Raw genomic sequence first — 16018 nt, 5'->3', positions numbered from 1 at the left:
CAACGTGCCATCCCACCGCATCACCTAACAACAACCATTGCCCATGCTAAACGCCATCGTCCGTTTCTCACTTCGCTTCCGTGGCGTCATTTTTGCCTTGGCTGTCGTGGTGGCCGCCTATGGGTTCTATACTTTCACACACGCAAGGCTCGATGTCTTCCCCGAGTTCGCCCCCCCCATGGCGGTGGTGCAGACCGAGGCCCCGGGGCTATCCAGTGAGCAGGTCGAAACATTGGTCACTCAACCAATAGAAAACGCCTTGAATGGAACGCTTGGCGTACAGTCCATGCGCTCAAAGTCATTACAAGGATTATCCGTCGTGACGCTGGTCTTCAGTGATAATTACAGCGTCTATCAGGTGCGGCAGTTGGTGAGCGAACGTGTTAATGCGCTGGCAGCTACCTTGCCGCAGGGCGTGCATCCTCCCAAATTATTGCCCCTGACGACGGCGACCAGTAACGCACTGGTGATCGGCCTGACCTCCAAAACACGCTCCCTGATGGAGTTAAACGATGCAGCCCAATGGACGGTCAGGCCGCAGCTGCTGAGCGCATCAGGCGTGGCCGACGCGATCGTGTTTGGCGGCGATGTCCGCCAACTGCAAATCCAGGTCGATCCGCAAAAACTGACACGTTACGGCCTGTCAATCCAGGATGTGGTCGCTGCAGCGCGTACTGCCACTGGCGTACGCGGCGCCGGCTTCGTCGAAAATACGAATCAACGCATCGTGCTCAATACCGATGGCCAGGTCGTGACACCCGATGCACTTGCAGGCGTAGTGCTGAAGTGGAGTAACGGCACCGGGATTCGTATGGGTGACGTCGCCACTGTCTCTTTCGCAGCGGCTCCCGCTGCAGGGGCTGCATCCATTATGGGGACACCCGGCGTGCTACTGATGCTGGAGAGCCAGTACGGCAGCAACACGCTATCCGTAACGAAGGCGCTGGAAGGCACGCTGGCCGCACTAAAGCCGGTACTCGCAAAGCAAGGGATTGAACTGCATGCCGACATATTCCGCCCAGCGAGCTTTGTCGATGCGGCGATCAGTCATTTGCGAACAGCGTTGTTAATCGGCGCAGCACTTGTTGTCATCGTGTTATTTCTTTTTCTCCAAAACACCAGAACAGCGATTATTTCCGCTGTGGCGATCCCACTCTCGCTGTTGGTCGCCGTTATCGTTTTGCATGCCTTTGGCGTCACGCTCAACACGATGACCTTGGGCGGCCTGGCCATTGCGCTGGGCGAGGTCGTCGACGACGCCATCATTGATGTGGAAAATATCTTGCGACGATTACGCCAGAACCGGAATCTGCCGCAACCGTTGCCGGCGTTCAAGGTCGTCTTGCGCGCCTCGATCGAGGTGCGCAGCGCGGTCGTGTACGCAACTTTCATCGTGATTCTGATTTTCCTGCCGATCTTATCGCTGTCAGGAGTAGGCGGCAAACTCTTCGCACCACTCGGCATGGCGTACATTCTGGCGGTACTGGCTTCACTGGGTGTCGCACTCACCCTCACGCCGGCGATGGCTCTCGCTTTGCTGACTAAATCCCCTCCGTATGCCCAGGAACCAAGGCTCATTACATCGATCAAGGCGCGTTACATAGGGCTAATGACGGCCGTTGAACGCCGTTCGGGCCCGATTATCTTCCTGGTTGGGATCATGTCGGTCGGTGCGCTGACCACGTTGCCATTTTTTAGCGGCAACTTCATTCCTGAGTTAAAAGAAGGTCACTATATCGTCCATATGGTGCTGGCGCCCGGCTCGTCGCTGACCGAATCGATGCGCATCGGGACGGCAATGTCCAAGGCGTTAATGGATGTTCCCGGCATTCGCCTGGTGGCGCAACATAGCGGCCGGGCAAGCGAGATTGTCGATCCTACCGGCGTGAACATCGGTGAATTTGAAGTTGATCTCAAGCCGATGAGCGGCCGGGAACAAAATGTTACCTTACAACGGATTCGTGACACGCTAGCCAAGTTTCCCGGCGTCTCCACTTCCGTCAATACATTCCTGACTGAGCGCATTAACGAGACGATTTCAGGCAATACAGCGCCTGTGGTAATCAATATATTTGGCGACAACCTCGACGTCATCGACAGGAAGGCACAGGAAATAGCCCAGTTGGTCGGGACAATCCCTGGTGCGGCGAATGTCCGCCTGGAGGCGCCGCCGGGTACGCCGGAGCTGGATGTAAAACTAAAACAGGAGCAGTTGAGCCGCTGGGGATTCAAACCGGTGGACGTGCTGGACGCTATCCAAAGCGCTTATCAGGGAGTGCCCGTCGCACAAGCGTATAAAGATAACCGGACATTCGACATCTCCGTGATGCTAGCGCCTGCCGCGCGAACAAATATTACCCAGATCAGAGCGCTGCCGTTGCATAATCCAGATGGCATGATGGTGCCGCTATCTGAACTGGCGAACATCGTTCAAACCTCGGGGCGCTACCAGATTACCCATAACCGCGGCCAGCGCATGCAAACCGTATCGGTCAATGTGGCAGGACGGCCTATCAGCGATTTTGTCAGTGAGGCGCAAGTGCGCGTCAACCGGGACATCGCTATGCCCGCTGGGACCTATGCGTTGTTTTCCGGCGAGGATGATGCCCGGGTGCAGTCGCAAAGGGATCTTTTAGCCTATGGCGCCATGGCTGGACTCGGGATTGTGCTCTTGCTGTTCATGGCGCTCAAGAGCCGTCGTAGCGTGGCGCTGGTGTTGGCAAATCTGCCGTTCGCGCTCGTCGGCGGGGTGTTGATCGTCGCGCTGACTGGTGGCAATCTCACTCTCGGCAGCATGGTTGGTTTCGTCACGCTCTTTGGCATATCTCTGCGCAATTCGATCATGCTGATCAGTCACTATGAGAATCTGGTGCACGTCGAAGGAATGTCTTGGAATATCGAGACGGCTGTGCAAGGTGCTGCCGAGCGCTTAATTCCAATCCTGATGACCGCGCTGGTCACCGCATTGGCGTTATTGCCGTTGGCGCTGTCGAGCGGAGAACCGGGCAATGAAATCGAAGGGCCCATGGCCATTGTCATCCTTGGGGGCCTGGCGACCTCCACGCTGCTCAATTTGATCGTGCTGCCGACGCTCTCGCTACGCTTCGGGCAATTCGGTAGTGACGTCCAGCGGTATAGCGACGACAGTCTGTCGACTGGGTAAGGAATTGCGAATGCACGCGCTACTTAACGATATTGCCGTTCACCCGCATTGGATACTGCTTGTCATCTTTCTTGTCGCGTTTGCTGAATCGCTGGTACTCATTGGCACGCTTGTCCCCGCCGGGATAGTGATGTTCACCGCGGGTGCGTTGATTGGTGCCGGGGTCTTGAATGTCTGGCTAACTCTGAGTATTGCGGCATTCGGCGCGGTGGCTGGCGACGGCCTGAGTTACGAAGTGGGACGTGCGTATTACGAACGCTTCAGAACCTGGCAATTTGTTCAGCGGCGTAGCGCCATGCTCAATCGCGGAGAACAGTTTGTTCAACGGCACGGTGGCAAGAGCATCTTGTTCGCACGATTCTTCGCGCCGGTGCGAGCGGTCGTACCCGTCATTGCCGGCATCACCCATATGCCGCGCACCAGGTTCTATGCGGTGAATGTCGGTTCTGCGCTGGCATGGTCTCCCGCACACATCCTGCCAGGCGTCATCTTCGGCGCCTCGATCCAGCTCGCCGAAGCGGTAAGCGGGAGATTGGCGGTGATCTTGATCATGATGGCCGGGCTCGTGTGGTTTGCAAGCTGGGTGACGCGCGCAGGTATCAGGACCGGTCTGCCGGTTGTCGAGAGCGGGCGTGATCGTCTCTTGCAATGGTCCAGCCGGCAACCTGCCGGACGATTTGCACGCGTCAAGGGCTGGGTATTTTTCTTCCTCGATCCGCGTCGTCCGGAGTCGCAGATATTACTCGTCTTGACGCTGCTGCTGGTCGGCAGCAGCTGGCTTTTCCTAGGCGTCATGGAGGACGTCATCACAAGCGATCCATTGGTGGGAGCGGATGCAGCCATTTTCCATTGGCTGCAAGGGCTGCGGACTTCACCGGTTGATAAACTGATGGTCGGCATCACCGAGCTGGGCGGCGCCGGCGTTCTGTGGGTGGTTGCGCTCACGATTCTGGGCTGGTTGCTGGTGCGACGCTGTTGGCGCACAGCCGGCTATTGGGTGGTCACGACCGCTTTCGCTCAGGTCCTGGTCAAGCTGTTTAAATGGACGATAGGCCGGCCACGCCCGTTGAATCTGTATAGCGGCGTCGAACAGTATGCCTTTCCGAGCGGCCATGCGACGTCCAGTATGGTCATCTACGGTTTCCTGGCGTTTTTAATCACTAGCCGCCAACCACCGCTGATTCGGATGTTGATCGCCGCGATCACCGTGGTTGGCATCGTACTCATCGGCTTCTCTCGCCTGTATCTAGGCGCGCACTGGTTATCGGATGTATTGGCAGGATGGAGTCTTGGACTGGCGTGGATTGCATTGATGGCCATCATCTATACCCGTCAACAGGTGAAGGAAGAGCTGCACCCAAGAATCCTGGGTGCGCTGGCGGCAGTGGCATTGCTGGTTGGAGCGATTTGGACCATGCACAACCAATTCTCAGCCGATCTGACCAGCTATACCCCGGCAGCAGCACTGGTTAAGACTGTTACGTTGGATCAATGGAACCATGGTGATTGGCGCCAATTGCCTCAGCAGCGAACAGAGATCAGTGGGGATAATGAGGAGTTTTTCCCTCTGCAATGGGCGGACAGCACGGCAACGCTGCAAAGGCGCCTGACATTTGCCGGTTGGCAGCCGGCAGCAGCTTGGTCGATACCAGCGGCACTGCTGTGGCTTACGCCCAATACCGAGGCGAAGAATCTGCCTGTTCTACCGAAATACGATCAGGGCAAGAGCTCGGAGTTGGCTTTCGTTGCCGTCGACCCGGCGCGGCCTATGACACGGATGATACTGAGGCTGTGGCGTTCCGACTATCTGTTGGAGGCCCCTGAGCATAAGGGCAGCGCCCCAATCTGGTATGGCGCGCTCTATCAGGAAGAGTTGCAGCGGCCGTGGCATCTTTTTACGCTGGGCAGCACGATTAATTTTTTAGATGCATCGGTTATTCCACGTCTGCTGCTAGGTATGCAAACCGTCCCCCCCCCGATCACGCAGAACGGACTGCTTCGTCAGGTTGTTCTGGTTCTGCCGGAGGACCAGAAAGTTCTGACGCAGTAAATTTCCGCTCGGAAAAAGATCATGAAAAAACTCGTCTCGCTGTTGCAACCCATTTATTCTTGAAGGAGTCTCAATGTTGGAAACACTGAGTCAGACCTTGTTTTTGATGGTCAATCCTGCCCAGCCATCCCAACTCACACTGTCCGTCGCCACGTTTTTTGCCAACTGGCTGCTCGATTTTACGCCGTTGTTGCTGGCCGGACTTTGGTTGTGGGAGGGACGTCGAACTCGCTTTGCCGTACTGGCCGCCGGATTGAGCATGGCACTCGGGCTTGCGTTGAATCAATTGATCGGTCTGATCTATTTTCACCCCAGACCATTCATGATGGGCATCGGCCACGCCTACGTCGCGCATGTGCCAGAAGCATCATTGCCGAGCGATCACGGAACCTGGATGTTCTCGATGGCGTTGGCGTTGTTCGTTCACGCACAGCGGCGGGCAGCTGCTGCTGTGGTGCAAGCGGCCGTGCTGGTTACCTGGGCGCGTATCTATGTTGGACTCCATGTCCCGTTCGACTTTGTCGGTTCGTTCCTGGTCGCAGGCTGCAGCACGTTACTCGTCGCTTGCTTACTCCCGCGTTGGTATGGCGAACGCTTGCTGATCTGGCAAGAATCTCTCTACCGGCGGTTTTTTGGTTTTGTCGCAATAACGTCACTAGTTTAGAATTTGTGTTTTGCCAGACGACAAATATCTGCAATGAACCTATCTGTAATATCTAATGACGAGCTGATTCCCGAAATGACAAAGGCATTGAAACGTCTGCATTATCCGTTGGAAATAATGTTGATGTGCGTGCGTTGGTATATTGCGTATTCATTGAGCCTGCGCCATCTGGAACAGATGATGGCTGAGCGCGGCATCGAAGTGGATCATTCGACAGTGCATCGGTGGGCGCTCAAACTGTTGCCGATATTTGAAAAAAAGTTTCGCAAAGTGAAGCGTCCGGTGGGGACTAGCTGGCGTATGGATGAGACCTATATAAAGGTCAAAGGTAACTGGAAATATCTGTATCGTGCGGTAGACAAAGACGGTCAAACTGTTGATTCTCTATTGACAGCAAAGCGCGATAAGCAAGCCGCTATGCACTTCTTTCGCAAAGCCATACTTGACAAAGGCATTCCTGAAAAAGTGGTGATGGACAAGAGCGGTGCCAATAAAGCAGCCATTAATACGATCAACATCAGCCATGGAATTGCCATCATCGTGCGCCAGGTAAAGTATCTCAACAACATCGTTGAACAAGATCATCGCGCCGTTAAACGCATCACCAAACCGATGATGGGATTCAAATCTTTTCGGGCTGCTAAAATCATACTTGCTGGTATTGAGATCATGCACATGATACGCAAAGGACAACTAATGCACAGGGGCTTCCAGAAAATAACCGCAGCGCAACAATTTTATGCACTCGTTGGATCAGGCCGTCCAGCATAAGAGCGGGTAGACCATCCACGGCTTCAATTCAGCTTTTTTCCTTAATGCGACAACTATCAGTTGCGCAAGGATGACGTGCTGGTGGTCTGGAAGCTCGATCGTCTATCGCGTTCGCTAAAAGATGTGCTGACACTGATGGAGAAAATCGAGCTGGCGGGGGCTGGTTTCCTCAGCATGACCGAAGCCATCGATACGACTTCACCGGCAGGAAGAATGATGATGCAAATCGTTGGTACGTTCGCTGAGTTCGAGCGTGCCATGCTGCGCGAGCGTACCCGTAGCGGCTTGTTGCCCGCCCGTGAGGAAGGTCGCATCGGCGGTCGCAGACCCAAGCTCACGCCAAGACAACAAGAAGAAATCCTTCACCTGGTCAATTCCAGTCAAAAAACGGCTGCTGATGCTGCTCGACTCTTCAACGTCCATCCGTCCACCGTTGCTCGGCTATTAGCTCGAATCAGGCTAGAAAAGCAGTCATAGAGGCTTAACGCACTATTTTCTCCGTTTCCCCTATTCTCCCCTTCTAGAATCTGGCCTATTTTCTGACCAGCAGATCCATCCCTGACAGAGTTACTAAATTCAGCATTAGGAAATTTGACATTCAGTAGCATTCGCATCATTACCTCCTGGATTGGTGTGTTTGTGCGGTCACTGGCTTTAATGCGTTTCTGTGAAGCGTATTTCCATTCTAGGATTTCTTGATTATTTCGCTAGTTGGCAATTCACTTATTTTCACAACTTCTGAGAGTTGACCAGCTTGCCCAGAATGCTGCAATGCATTGACATTGTTAAGTGAAAAATGATTTCCATCTTCCCACCCGTCATCCGATTGCCATACGTGAAAAAGCCCGCTAGATACTGCGGGCTTCTGAATTGGTGCTGGTATGTTTCCCGACCGCCAGCCCCGGTAGTGCGAATAAAACGCAGGCAAGGCTGCATAATAATTAGAAAGAATTACAGCGCCATGACATGAAGCAACGATTAGATGATTTTTATCCAAGTATTCTGCGAAAAAAATCCCCGCTTCAGACTACCGTGTAGCCGATTAAGGCGCTACTTGCTAGCCATTTGATTCTTGCATTAGCGGTTTTTATTGCCTAAAATTTATTTCTTTAAAGCATTACCAGGCTGCAAAAGCCTTCATCCGCATCGCCTACAGAAAATTCATTGAAACCGCTTACCGCTTAGCTTGTCCAAACATTTAACGACAACATCTATTGGAGGTGAATACTATGCATCAACATGTTGATTGGAAGGAAGCACCGAAAAGTGCGCGTTGGTGGGCAATTGATGCCAATGGGTATGCTCACTGGTTCCTTGCTCCGCATGTGGCTAGCTTTACTGATTTTTGGTTTGCGGAGGAAATACCGGCACCGACGTTCGGTTATCGGGATATTTGGCAAAAGAGTCTGACGGAGAGACCTCCGGAATAGGGATTTGCAACCTGCGAGATATTTGCTGAGATAGCATTGAGCGCTAAAAAGCCCGCTGTAAAGCGGGCTTGGTAAGTTTTTTATTATCCTATACCACTATACAACCGCGTACATCAACAAAACGCAAACGCCAACATAGCTGCATCCTCATCCAAAAATAGAAGGGCCGTAACTGACCAGAGCAACGCGTAAGCGGGCGCGCATCTGACCATGAAGATTAGTCGCTTATTGAAGGACATTCTTTCTCACAATACATCACATTATTTTACTAATACACACATTAAGTCCCTACCTTTGGCTTCTTGCTATCGCTGTCGTCAAGTCGATCAATCCGCCTCTCGGCAACGTCCGCCAGCATGTGCGATGACGTTAAGGCGAGGCGCAGCAAGCGTTCCGTGTCAAGAATTGTCAACGTTGGTGCATCAGATGTGCCTTTATCCGAGTTGCTCATATGGGCCAGATTAATGCATGTCTGCACCCCACGGCAGACATCTACTGTGAGCGCATAAAATTGCGCCACCGGGTTATTTTTATGATGAGAAGGCAGCCATGTGAACGATTGATGAAATGCTTTGGACGGGTCGCTCATGATTGTGTCATCCTAACGTCACGGGCGAAATTATCCAAATTTGCGGGTGAAAATCCAGCAACGGCATTAACAGAATGACCTGAATTTTTCGGCGTCTCGACTGTACTGCTAAAAATAGCAACTGCATCACTTTCGCAGTTTCGTAGGTCGGATGAGATAGGTTTAACGATATTAAGCAATGTCTTTCCTTTGTGTGTATTTTTCATCCGCTTCCCGTTATCAAGCGGGTGGGCGGCAAAATGGCAGGGTTGATAAACTGGCACACAAAAGAAAACCAGCAAGTCCGCGGACTTCCCCGTCACCGCCGCCCATTGAGGCGAACGAAGACGACCGCACGAAAAAAAACGGCATTGCGCCGTTTGTGCGCTTTTGTGTATTCAGGTTATCAAGCCTGTTCACTTTTTTATTCGGGGACGAAAAGAGTATAGAGCATTGCAACGCGATTTGTAAAATCGAGCACCACATTTTTCTAAAGATCGTCGGCTGTGGACGCGTCAGGCAAGGACAGGAAATACCACAGCATGAATGTAAAGTCCGGCTGAATTTTTATGAAGGGTATCGACCAATACCGTCAACACCCTTCTTGCATCTCTTACACTATGCTGTATCTTGACCGCACACCTGCATCAGGGAACGTCGAACATATTTCCTGCCGCGCTATGCGGACTCAACGATTGAGATGGGTACGAAGGTGTGCCATCGGACGGCACCTTCCGCCCGAGAAACGCGATGACTTCCGTACCGAAAACGTCGTTGCGATCACCAGCCACCATATGCCCTGCCGAGGTCACGTTCACATATTCACTATGCGGACAAAGCCGTAGAAAATCCTGCGCGCCCTCTTCGGTCAACACGTCCGACAAGCCGCCGCGCACCAGCAATGTCGGCAACCGAAGCCGACGTGCGCACTCTGTCAGCCGAATTTCGCGGGCGACAAAATCGTGCCGTTGCGGCCGAAACCGCGGGTCCCAATGCCAGCGATATTTGCCATCGCTGCCGAGTCGTACATTTTTGGCCAATCCATCGAGATTTTTTGGGGCCTCACGATGCGGCTGATAACTCGCAATCGCGTCGGCGACTTCTTGCAGGGAGTCGAATCCATCCGGCTTTAGGCTCATGAACGCCTGAATTTTGTCGATACCTTCGGTCTCGACACGCGGCGCGATATCCACCAATACCAGGGCCGTGGCATTGACATGTTCTTCACCAATCGCCACCAGGCTGGTTCCGCCGCCCATTGATGCACCGACCAATACCGGCCGCCCTTTGCCCAGCGCGGCGATGACACACTTCAGATCCTCGACCATGACATCCTGACCGTATAATCCGTCCGGTGCCCACTCCGAATCACCGTGACCACGTGCATCAAAAGCCACCGCGTGATAACCCGCCGCGCCCAGTAGGCGACCAGTGCGCTTCCATGCGTGACGGGTCTGTCCGCCGCCATGTTGCAAGATCACCAAATGACCGCTGGGATCGCCCCATGAATCGCCTGCAATCTTCACGCCGCCAGCACCCTCCCACACATGCATAGGATCAATGGTTCCTGCTAGTCTTTTACCTGCGCTCATTAGATGATTCCTTTTGTTTAGTCGTATTTCTATTATTTGTAATGCGTGCAGAGCTTACGAATATGTGGTTAGCGCGATACCACGCTAATGCAACCGATGTCAGCGACGAAGATCATTCGGCAAGCCTCATCATGTCGGAAAATATGGGTGTTGATGGTTCAAACCTTATTATAAGGCCGCATCAGATTCGAGGGGTTCGCCCAGTCTGTCGATGACAATCACGTCGTTAAGCGAATTATTGACAAGCAAGAATGATGTCGTCTAAAGTAAGGAAAAAATTTATAACCTCCATGCGATCCAAACACCCTCTTCAAGCCTTTGGGCCAAATATGCAGTTGCGTCGTCTTCACCACATCTGACCTACACATCTGACCTACACATATGAAACGCCATATTGACGCTTATAGTCTTCAACTGCTGGTAACTGCCGCTCAGGAAGGATCGATCACGCGTGCTGCAGCCAAGGAGCATATCGCGCCCTCCGCACTGAGTCGACGCATAGCTGATCTTGAAGAGGCAATTGGTGCGCCGCTGCTGGTGCGCTCGCCACGCGGTATAACCTTGACCGAGGCGGGACACCTGACAACCGCGCTGGCGACCAGAATTGAGGGTGATCTGGAAGCATTGGTGCGTCAAATACAGGCACTAAGCGGCGAGATCGCCGGCACTGTCAGATTGTTTGCCAATCCGTCGTCGGTCGTGGGCTTTTTGCCCGAACGACTCAAGCGTTTTGCTGCGCAATATCCGCATGTGGACGTGGCATTAAGTGAGGGCAGCAGTATGGAAATCGTGCGCGCCTGCCTGGACGACCGCGCTGATCTGGGGATCGGCGTCAATATTCAGATACCGGCAGGCATCGAGTCGTGGCACTTTGCGGACGATCCGCTGCTGGTGGTATTACCTGCCGGTCACGTACTGGCAAAGAAGAAGAGCCTGCGTTTCGCCGAAGTATTGGCGTATCCGTTAATTTCGATCCATATCGGTGGCACGCTGGATTTATTATTGCATGAGCGCGCCGCGGCTGCATCGAGAACGCCAAAATTTGCGGTGTCTGTCAGCAGTTTTGATGCTGCTTGCCGGATGGTCGAGGCTGGGCTTGGCATTACCGTGCTACCCGAAAGTGCGGCATCTGCATACGCGGGTGCGAATCGCTTCGTGCGCCGTTTACTGGACGAGCGTTGGGCTGGGCGCGAATTACGACTCTTCGCCTTGCGTAAAACACCACGTCCGCGCGTGGTCGATGCTTTGATCGACGTGTTGCAGGGCTAGGCCAAGGTTGTAAGAGTGAGAGAAAATCGAACCTAGAATGGTCGCCTCCCGGGGGCATCGTCGCCCGCGATGCCCCCCTTGCTGACAAAGCACTTCCTCTAAAAGTGTTTGTAACCGTAAATTGCGTCTCAGGAGACTGACATGACACAACTTACGCTCACAGGGCGAATCCTTTTTCTTAGCACTGACCCGACTATTATTACAGCGCAACTTGCTGGGAGCGACCTGGTGTTGTCGCAAGCAGGAAAGCTACGCGATGATATTTCTACCGATGAAATCACGCCGATGCCATTGCTGGTGCATTACGACGAGAAGCTCGCCGCCTATCCTTATGTGGGCCTGAAAGTCGGCGATAGTTTGCCGATTGGCCGCAACGCGGTGCGCTCAGCGGACTTCAGCGTGACCGTTGCGGGCAAAAACTATGGCAAGGGCTCATCCCGCGAGCACAGTCCGGTGGCGGAGCGCGCTGCGGGAATTCAACTGGTGATCGCCGAAAGTTTTGCGCGTATTTATCGTCAGAATGCGGACAACGTCGGTTTATTCACATCCACCGATTTTTCTCTGATTGAACGCATTCAGCGCGGCGAATCGATTGACATCGCAGAAATTGTCGGCTCGCGGGATACGCTGGCGGCGGCGATCCTGCGTTGCGGCGGCTTATTGCGCTATGGGCAACAGCGCATGCGGTCGGTATCGGCCCTCGCACCGTCACTCGACATTCACCAGCCCAAAACGCTTTTTGAAAAAATTTTGGCACGTCATGCGATCAAGACCGATGACGTGGATGGCGCATTGCAGCACGGCAGCGGCGCATTCGTACGGGCCGACTGGCGCTTCATCGTCGATTATTACACCGGTATGTGTGCGCACATGCTGCATTCAAGCTTTGGCACGCCGCTAGTCTTGCATCAGCCTGAGGCCATCGTCACCTTCGAAGATCATCTGTCCTACGCCGAGCGCAGCCCGATGCATGCAACCAACGGTTTGTTACCGGATTTGCGTGGTCTGTCGATTGCTCACCGCACTTTTGTAAAAGATTACGGCTTGCGCTCGCATGGTCATTTGCAAGATGACTGGGCGCATGGCGCTGAGGGTATCTCGCATCCGATCATGACCGAGACTTACGCGCTGCCGGGCCAAGTGCTGGTCGCCACCGATTCTCATACGCCGCATAGTGGGTCACTCGGCTGTGTGGCTTTTGGCGTCGGCACCACCGATATGGCTAACGCATTTGTGACCGGCGCCGTGCGCATCACGGTTCCGCAGGTGATGCGCGTTGAATTGACCGGCCCCATCCCGGCCGGTGTGACGGCAAAAGATATCGTGCTGTATCTGCTTGCGCATCAGGACATCAAGGCCGGTGTTGGCGCTGGACGGGTATTTGAATTTGGTGGATCGGCAGTCACGCTGATGAGTACGGACGAACGCGCAACCCTGACCAATATGACCGCCGAGTTAGGTGGATTTACAGGAATCGTCGCACCCGACGCCGAAACGGTGCGCTTTTTGCGAGAGCGGCGAGACATAGAGTTTATCATCGAACCGTGGATGTGCAGCGATCCTGGCGCTAACTATGCTCACGTGATCACAGTTAACTGCGCCAAACTCACGCCAATGGTCGCGCTTCCCGGTGACCCGGGAAACGGCATTCCTTTGCACCAGTTATCGGATCGGGTGGAGGTCGATATCGCCTACGGCGGCTCCTGTACGGCAGGCAAACGCGAGGACTTTGATCATTATCATGCCGTATTGTCGTGGGCTGCAAAACATGATCTGCGTGTGGCTGACGGCGTCAAACTCTATCTGCAGTTCGGCACAATTGCAGTGCGCGACTACTGCATGGCGCAAGGTTATATGGCGGCCTTTGAAGCGGTCGGTGCGGAGATTCTGCAACCGTCATGCGGTTCCTGTGCGAATTGTGGGCCGGGCGCATCAACGGCATCCGATCAAATTACGGTGAGTGCGATCAATCGCAATTTTCCCGGACGATCAGGTCCCGGACAGGTGTGGCTGGCCAGTCCGCCCACTGTGGTTGCCAGCGCTATCGCCGGTGAACTGATCTCGTTCGAAGAACTTTGTCAGCGTTACACACATCAGACAGCGTCAGCATAACATGATGAAAATTGCACTTTTTCTGGGCGATGGAATCGGCCCCGAGAGGGGGGAAGCAATCGCGCAAGCGGTTCATGACACCCAACCTTAGCTATTGAATATTGACTGTAGACGTTAGCTGTATCGACAGGATTTAAGCGCAAAAGGTTGCCGTGTTGCTGCGGTAGTGTTGTGTAAATCCTGATCAAATTAAAAATAGATGGAGACAAGACATGGCCTATTCACCCCCCTTTTTCTTCCGCGTCGCTAGCGACTGTAGAGGTTGCACACTTAACCGCGCCAACGGTGCCACTCGACAGCGGCAGTATTTCCGCCAGACTTGATCGTCTCCCCGCTTCGCGAACAGTATGGAAACTCATCGTGCTGTTGAGCCTTGGCTTCTTTTTTGAAATTTACGATTTGTTGTTTACCGGATATATTGCACCAGGTCTGGTCAAAAGTGGGATTCTCACGGCTACCACGGCCGGGTTGTTCGGTACTTCCGGTGTCGCCAGTTTTATTGCTTCGCTATTTTCCGGACTATTTGTCGGCACGATAGCTTGCGGCTTTCTGGCAGATCGTTTTGGACGTAGAGCCATTTTTACCTACGCCTTGCTGTGGTACGCAATCGCCAATACAATCATGGTGTTCCAAACGACGGCATTAGGCCTCAACAGCTGGCGCTTTGTATCAGGCCTTGGGATCGGCGTCGAACTGATCACCATCGGTACCTATTTATCTGAACTGGCCCCAAAACACTTGCGCGGACGAGCCTTCGCGGTATGTCAGGCAACCGGCTTCGCAGCGGTTCCCGTAGTGGCTTTCTTATCGTATCTGCTCGTACCAAACGCGCCTTTCGGCGTGGCTGGCTGGCGCTGGGTCGTGTTACTGGGCGGTTTTGGCGCAGTGTTGGTGTGGTGGATCCGTCGCAACGTGCCAGAAAGTCCACGCTGGTTGGCAAGCAAAGGTCGCCTGAAAGAAGCAGACGAGATCCTGCGTGCGCTAGAACTCAAAGTACAAACAGAAACTGGCAAACCCTTGCCTGCGCCCGGCCCGTCGGAACCAATCGCCGTTGTGGGCCGCTTTGTTGACATGTGGAAACCGCCTTACCGCAAGCGTTCCATTATGCTGATTATTTTTCACATCTTCCAGACCATCGGTTTTTTTGGCTTTGCCAACTGGGTACCAACCTTGCTGGTCAAACAGGGTATCACCGTCACCTCCAGTCTTCTTTACACAACGCTGATCGGTTTGGCAGCACCTATCGGTCCGTTAATTGGCTATTGGATTGCCGATCGTTTCGAACGTAAACATGTGATCGTCGTGATGGCGGGTGTCAATGTCGTGTGCGGACTGATTTTTAGCCAAGTCAGCGCACCGGCGATGATCGTGGCACTGGGCATCTCTCTCACGCTGGCGGGCAATATTATTTCTTTCACTTATCACACCTATCAGCAGGAACTCTATCCAACCGGCATCAGAGCGCGCGCGGTTGGTTTCGTCTATTCATGGAGCAGACTGTCGGCCGTGTTGAGTTCTTTTGTCATTGCCCATATTCTTGGGCGATTCGGGGTCGAGGGCGTATTCATCTTCATCGCCGGTGCGATGCTGATCGTGATGATCACCATCGGTGTGATGGGACCGCGCACCCGGGGCAAATCGCTCGAAAGCATTTCGCATTGAAAATGATAGACTCCATCGCAAAGCCCGATATCAGCGGCTACAACTTTGGAGCAATGAATCGTGATTACTTTGTATCACTGCATGAGCGCACGCTCGTTCCGACCACTTTGGATGTTGGAGGAACTGGGTATTCCCTATGAATTAAAGATGCTGCCGTTCCCGCCCCGCGTGCTCGCACGGCCTTTTCTTGCCATCAATCCTTTAGGCACGGTTCCGGCCTTCTCCGACGACGCCACGCAGATGACCGAATCGACCGCCATTTGTCAGTATCTGGCGGCCCGATTTTCACCAAAATCCTTAAACGTGGAGATTGATGAACCGGACTTCGGGGCGTATCTGAATTATCTGCATTTTGGTGAAGCAACGCTGACTTTTCCGCAAACGTTAGTGTTGCGCTATGGGCGGTTCGAATCACCGGATCGACTGTTACCGCAGGCGGTGGAGGACTATACAAAATGGTTTCTGGCGCGCCTGAGAACGCTCGAAACCCTATTGGCGCAACAGAAATTTTTATGCGCGGGACGCTTTACTGCCGCCGACGTCTCGGTTGGCTATGCGTTGTTACTGGCGGAACATCTGGATTTGAGCCAGCGCTTTACGCCCTCAGTTTTGGCCTATTGGGAGCGCCTGCGAAGTCGGATAGGATTTCAGCGCGCCATACAAGCGCAAGAGCGGGCAGCCATCGATCAGGACGTTTCGTTGATACCTGCGCCCGACATGCTGCCTCCCTGAGCGTG

Annotated in this window: 12 protein-coding genes; 10 read left to right on the top strand and 2 right to left on the bottom strand. The window is 53.6% G+C overall.

The features are described from left to right. Positions 1 to 43 precede the first annotated feature (43 nt). The 6 genes from QN379_RS03310 to QN379_RS03285 all read left to right on the top strand — a co-directional run bounded on the left by QN379_RS03310 (position 44) and on the right by QN379_RS03285 (position 8078). Positions 44 to 3163, top strand: a complete 3120-nt coding sequence (locus QN379_RS03310; protein WP_323505992.1) for an efflux RND transporter permease subunit — start codon at positions 44 to 46, stop codon at positions 3161 to 3163. Positions 3164 to 3173: 10 nt separating this feature from the next. Continuing rightward, positions 3174 to 5213: a bifunctional DedA family/phosphatase PAP2 family protein gene (locus QN379_RS03305; RefSeq protein WP_323505991.1), complete on the top strand. Its 2040-nt coding sequence runs from the start codon at positions 3174 to 3176 to the stop codon at positions 5211 to 5213. Between the two features lie 73 nt (positions 5214 to 5286). Beyond that, complete coding sequence (locus QN379_RS03300) at positions 5287 to 5877, top strand: undecaprenyl-diphosphatase (protein ID WP_323505990.1); 591 nt, start codon at positions 5287 to 5289, stop codon at positions 5875 to 5877. A 75-nt stretch (positions 5878 to 5952) separates the two neighbouring features. Next, the gene (locus tag QN379_RS03295; RefSeq protein WP_323506044.1) at positions 5953 to 6648 is read left to right on the top strand and encodes an IS6 family transposase; all 696 of its coding nucleotides are present in this window, start codon (positions 5953 to 5955) and stop codon (positions 6646 to 6648) included. A gap of 60 nt (positions 6649 to 6708) precedes the next feature. Further along, the gene (locus QN379_RS03290; protein WP_323505989.1) at positions 6709 to 7125 is read left to right on the top strand and encodes a recombinase family protein; all 417 of its coding nucleotides are present in this window, start codon (positions 6709 to 6711) and stop codon (positions 7123 to 7125) included. Between the two features lie 752 nt (positions 7126 to 7877). After that, positions 7878 to 8078 carry a hypothetical protein gene (locus QN379_RS03285; protein WP_322232700.1) on the top strand — a complete coding sequence of 67 codons (201 nt, stop codon included), beginning with the start codon at positions 7878 to 7880 and terminating at the stop codon, positions 8076 to 8078. Positions 8079 to 8358: 280 nt separating this feature from the next. Here the strand turns inward: QN379_RS03285 and QN379_RS03280 are convergent, their stop codons facing one another. Together QN379_RS03280 and QN379_RS03275 are read right to left on the bottom strand one after the other, a co-directional pair. Next, entirely contained in the window at positions 8359 to 8667 is a 309-nt protein-coding gene (locus QN379_RS03280) for a hypothetical protein (protein WP_323505988.1), read from the bottom strand. A 626-nt stretch (positions 8668 to 9293) separates the two neighbouring features. Next, positions 9294 to 10238: an alpha/beta hydrolase gene (locus QN379_RS03275; RefSeq protein ID WP_323505987.1), complete on the bottom strand. Its 945-nt coding sequence runs from the start codon at positions 10236 to 10238 to the stop codon at positions 9294 to 9296. Positions 10239 to 10619: 381 nt separating this feature from the next. Between QN379_RS03275 and QN379_RS03270 the strand changes: the two genes are divergently transcribed. The 4 genes from QN379_RS03270 (at position 10620) to QN379_RS03255 (ending at position 16013) form a co-directional block, all read left to right on the top strand. Continuing rightward, positions 10620 to 11507, top strand: a complete 888-nt coding sequence (locus QN379_RS03270) for a LysR family transcriptional regulator (protein WP_323505986.1) — start codon at positions 10620 to 10622, stop codon at positions 11505 to 11507. Positions 11508 to 11648: 141 nt separating this feature from the next. Beyond that, complete coding sequence (locus QN379_RS03265) at positions 11649 to 13619, top strand: aconitase family protein (protein ID WP_323505985.1); 1971 nt, start codon at positions 11649 to 11651, stop codon at positions 13617 to 13619. Positions 13620 to 13904: 285 nt separating this feature from the next. Continuing rightward, entirely contained in the window at positions 13905 to 15281 is a 1377-nt protein-coding gene (locus QN379_RS03260) for an MFS transporter (protein ID WP_323505984.1), read from the top strand. Positions 15282 to 15341: 60 nt separating this feature from the next. After that, positions 15342 to 16013 (top strand): glutathione S-transferase family protein, encoded by a 672-nt coding sequence (locus QN379_RS03255; RefSeq protein ID WP_323505983.1) that lies wholly within the window; start codon positions 15342 to 15344, stop codon positions 16011 to 16013. Positions 16014 to 16018: the final 5 nt, after the last annotated feature.

Origin of the sequence: Glaciimonas sp. Gout2 (assembly GCF_035018905.1) — a bacterium.
Taxonomy (GTDB): domain Bacteria; phylum Pseudomonadota; class Gammaproteobacteria; order Burkholderiales; family Burkholderiaceae_D; genus Glaciimonas.
The sequence above is the reverse complement of the archived record's forward strand: the minus strand, read 5'-3'. Positions and strand labels throughout refer to the sequence as shown.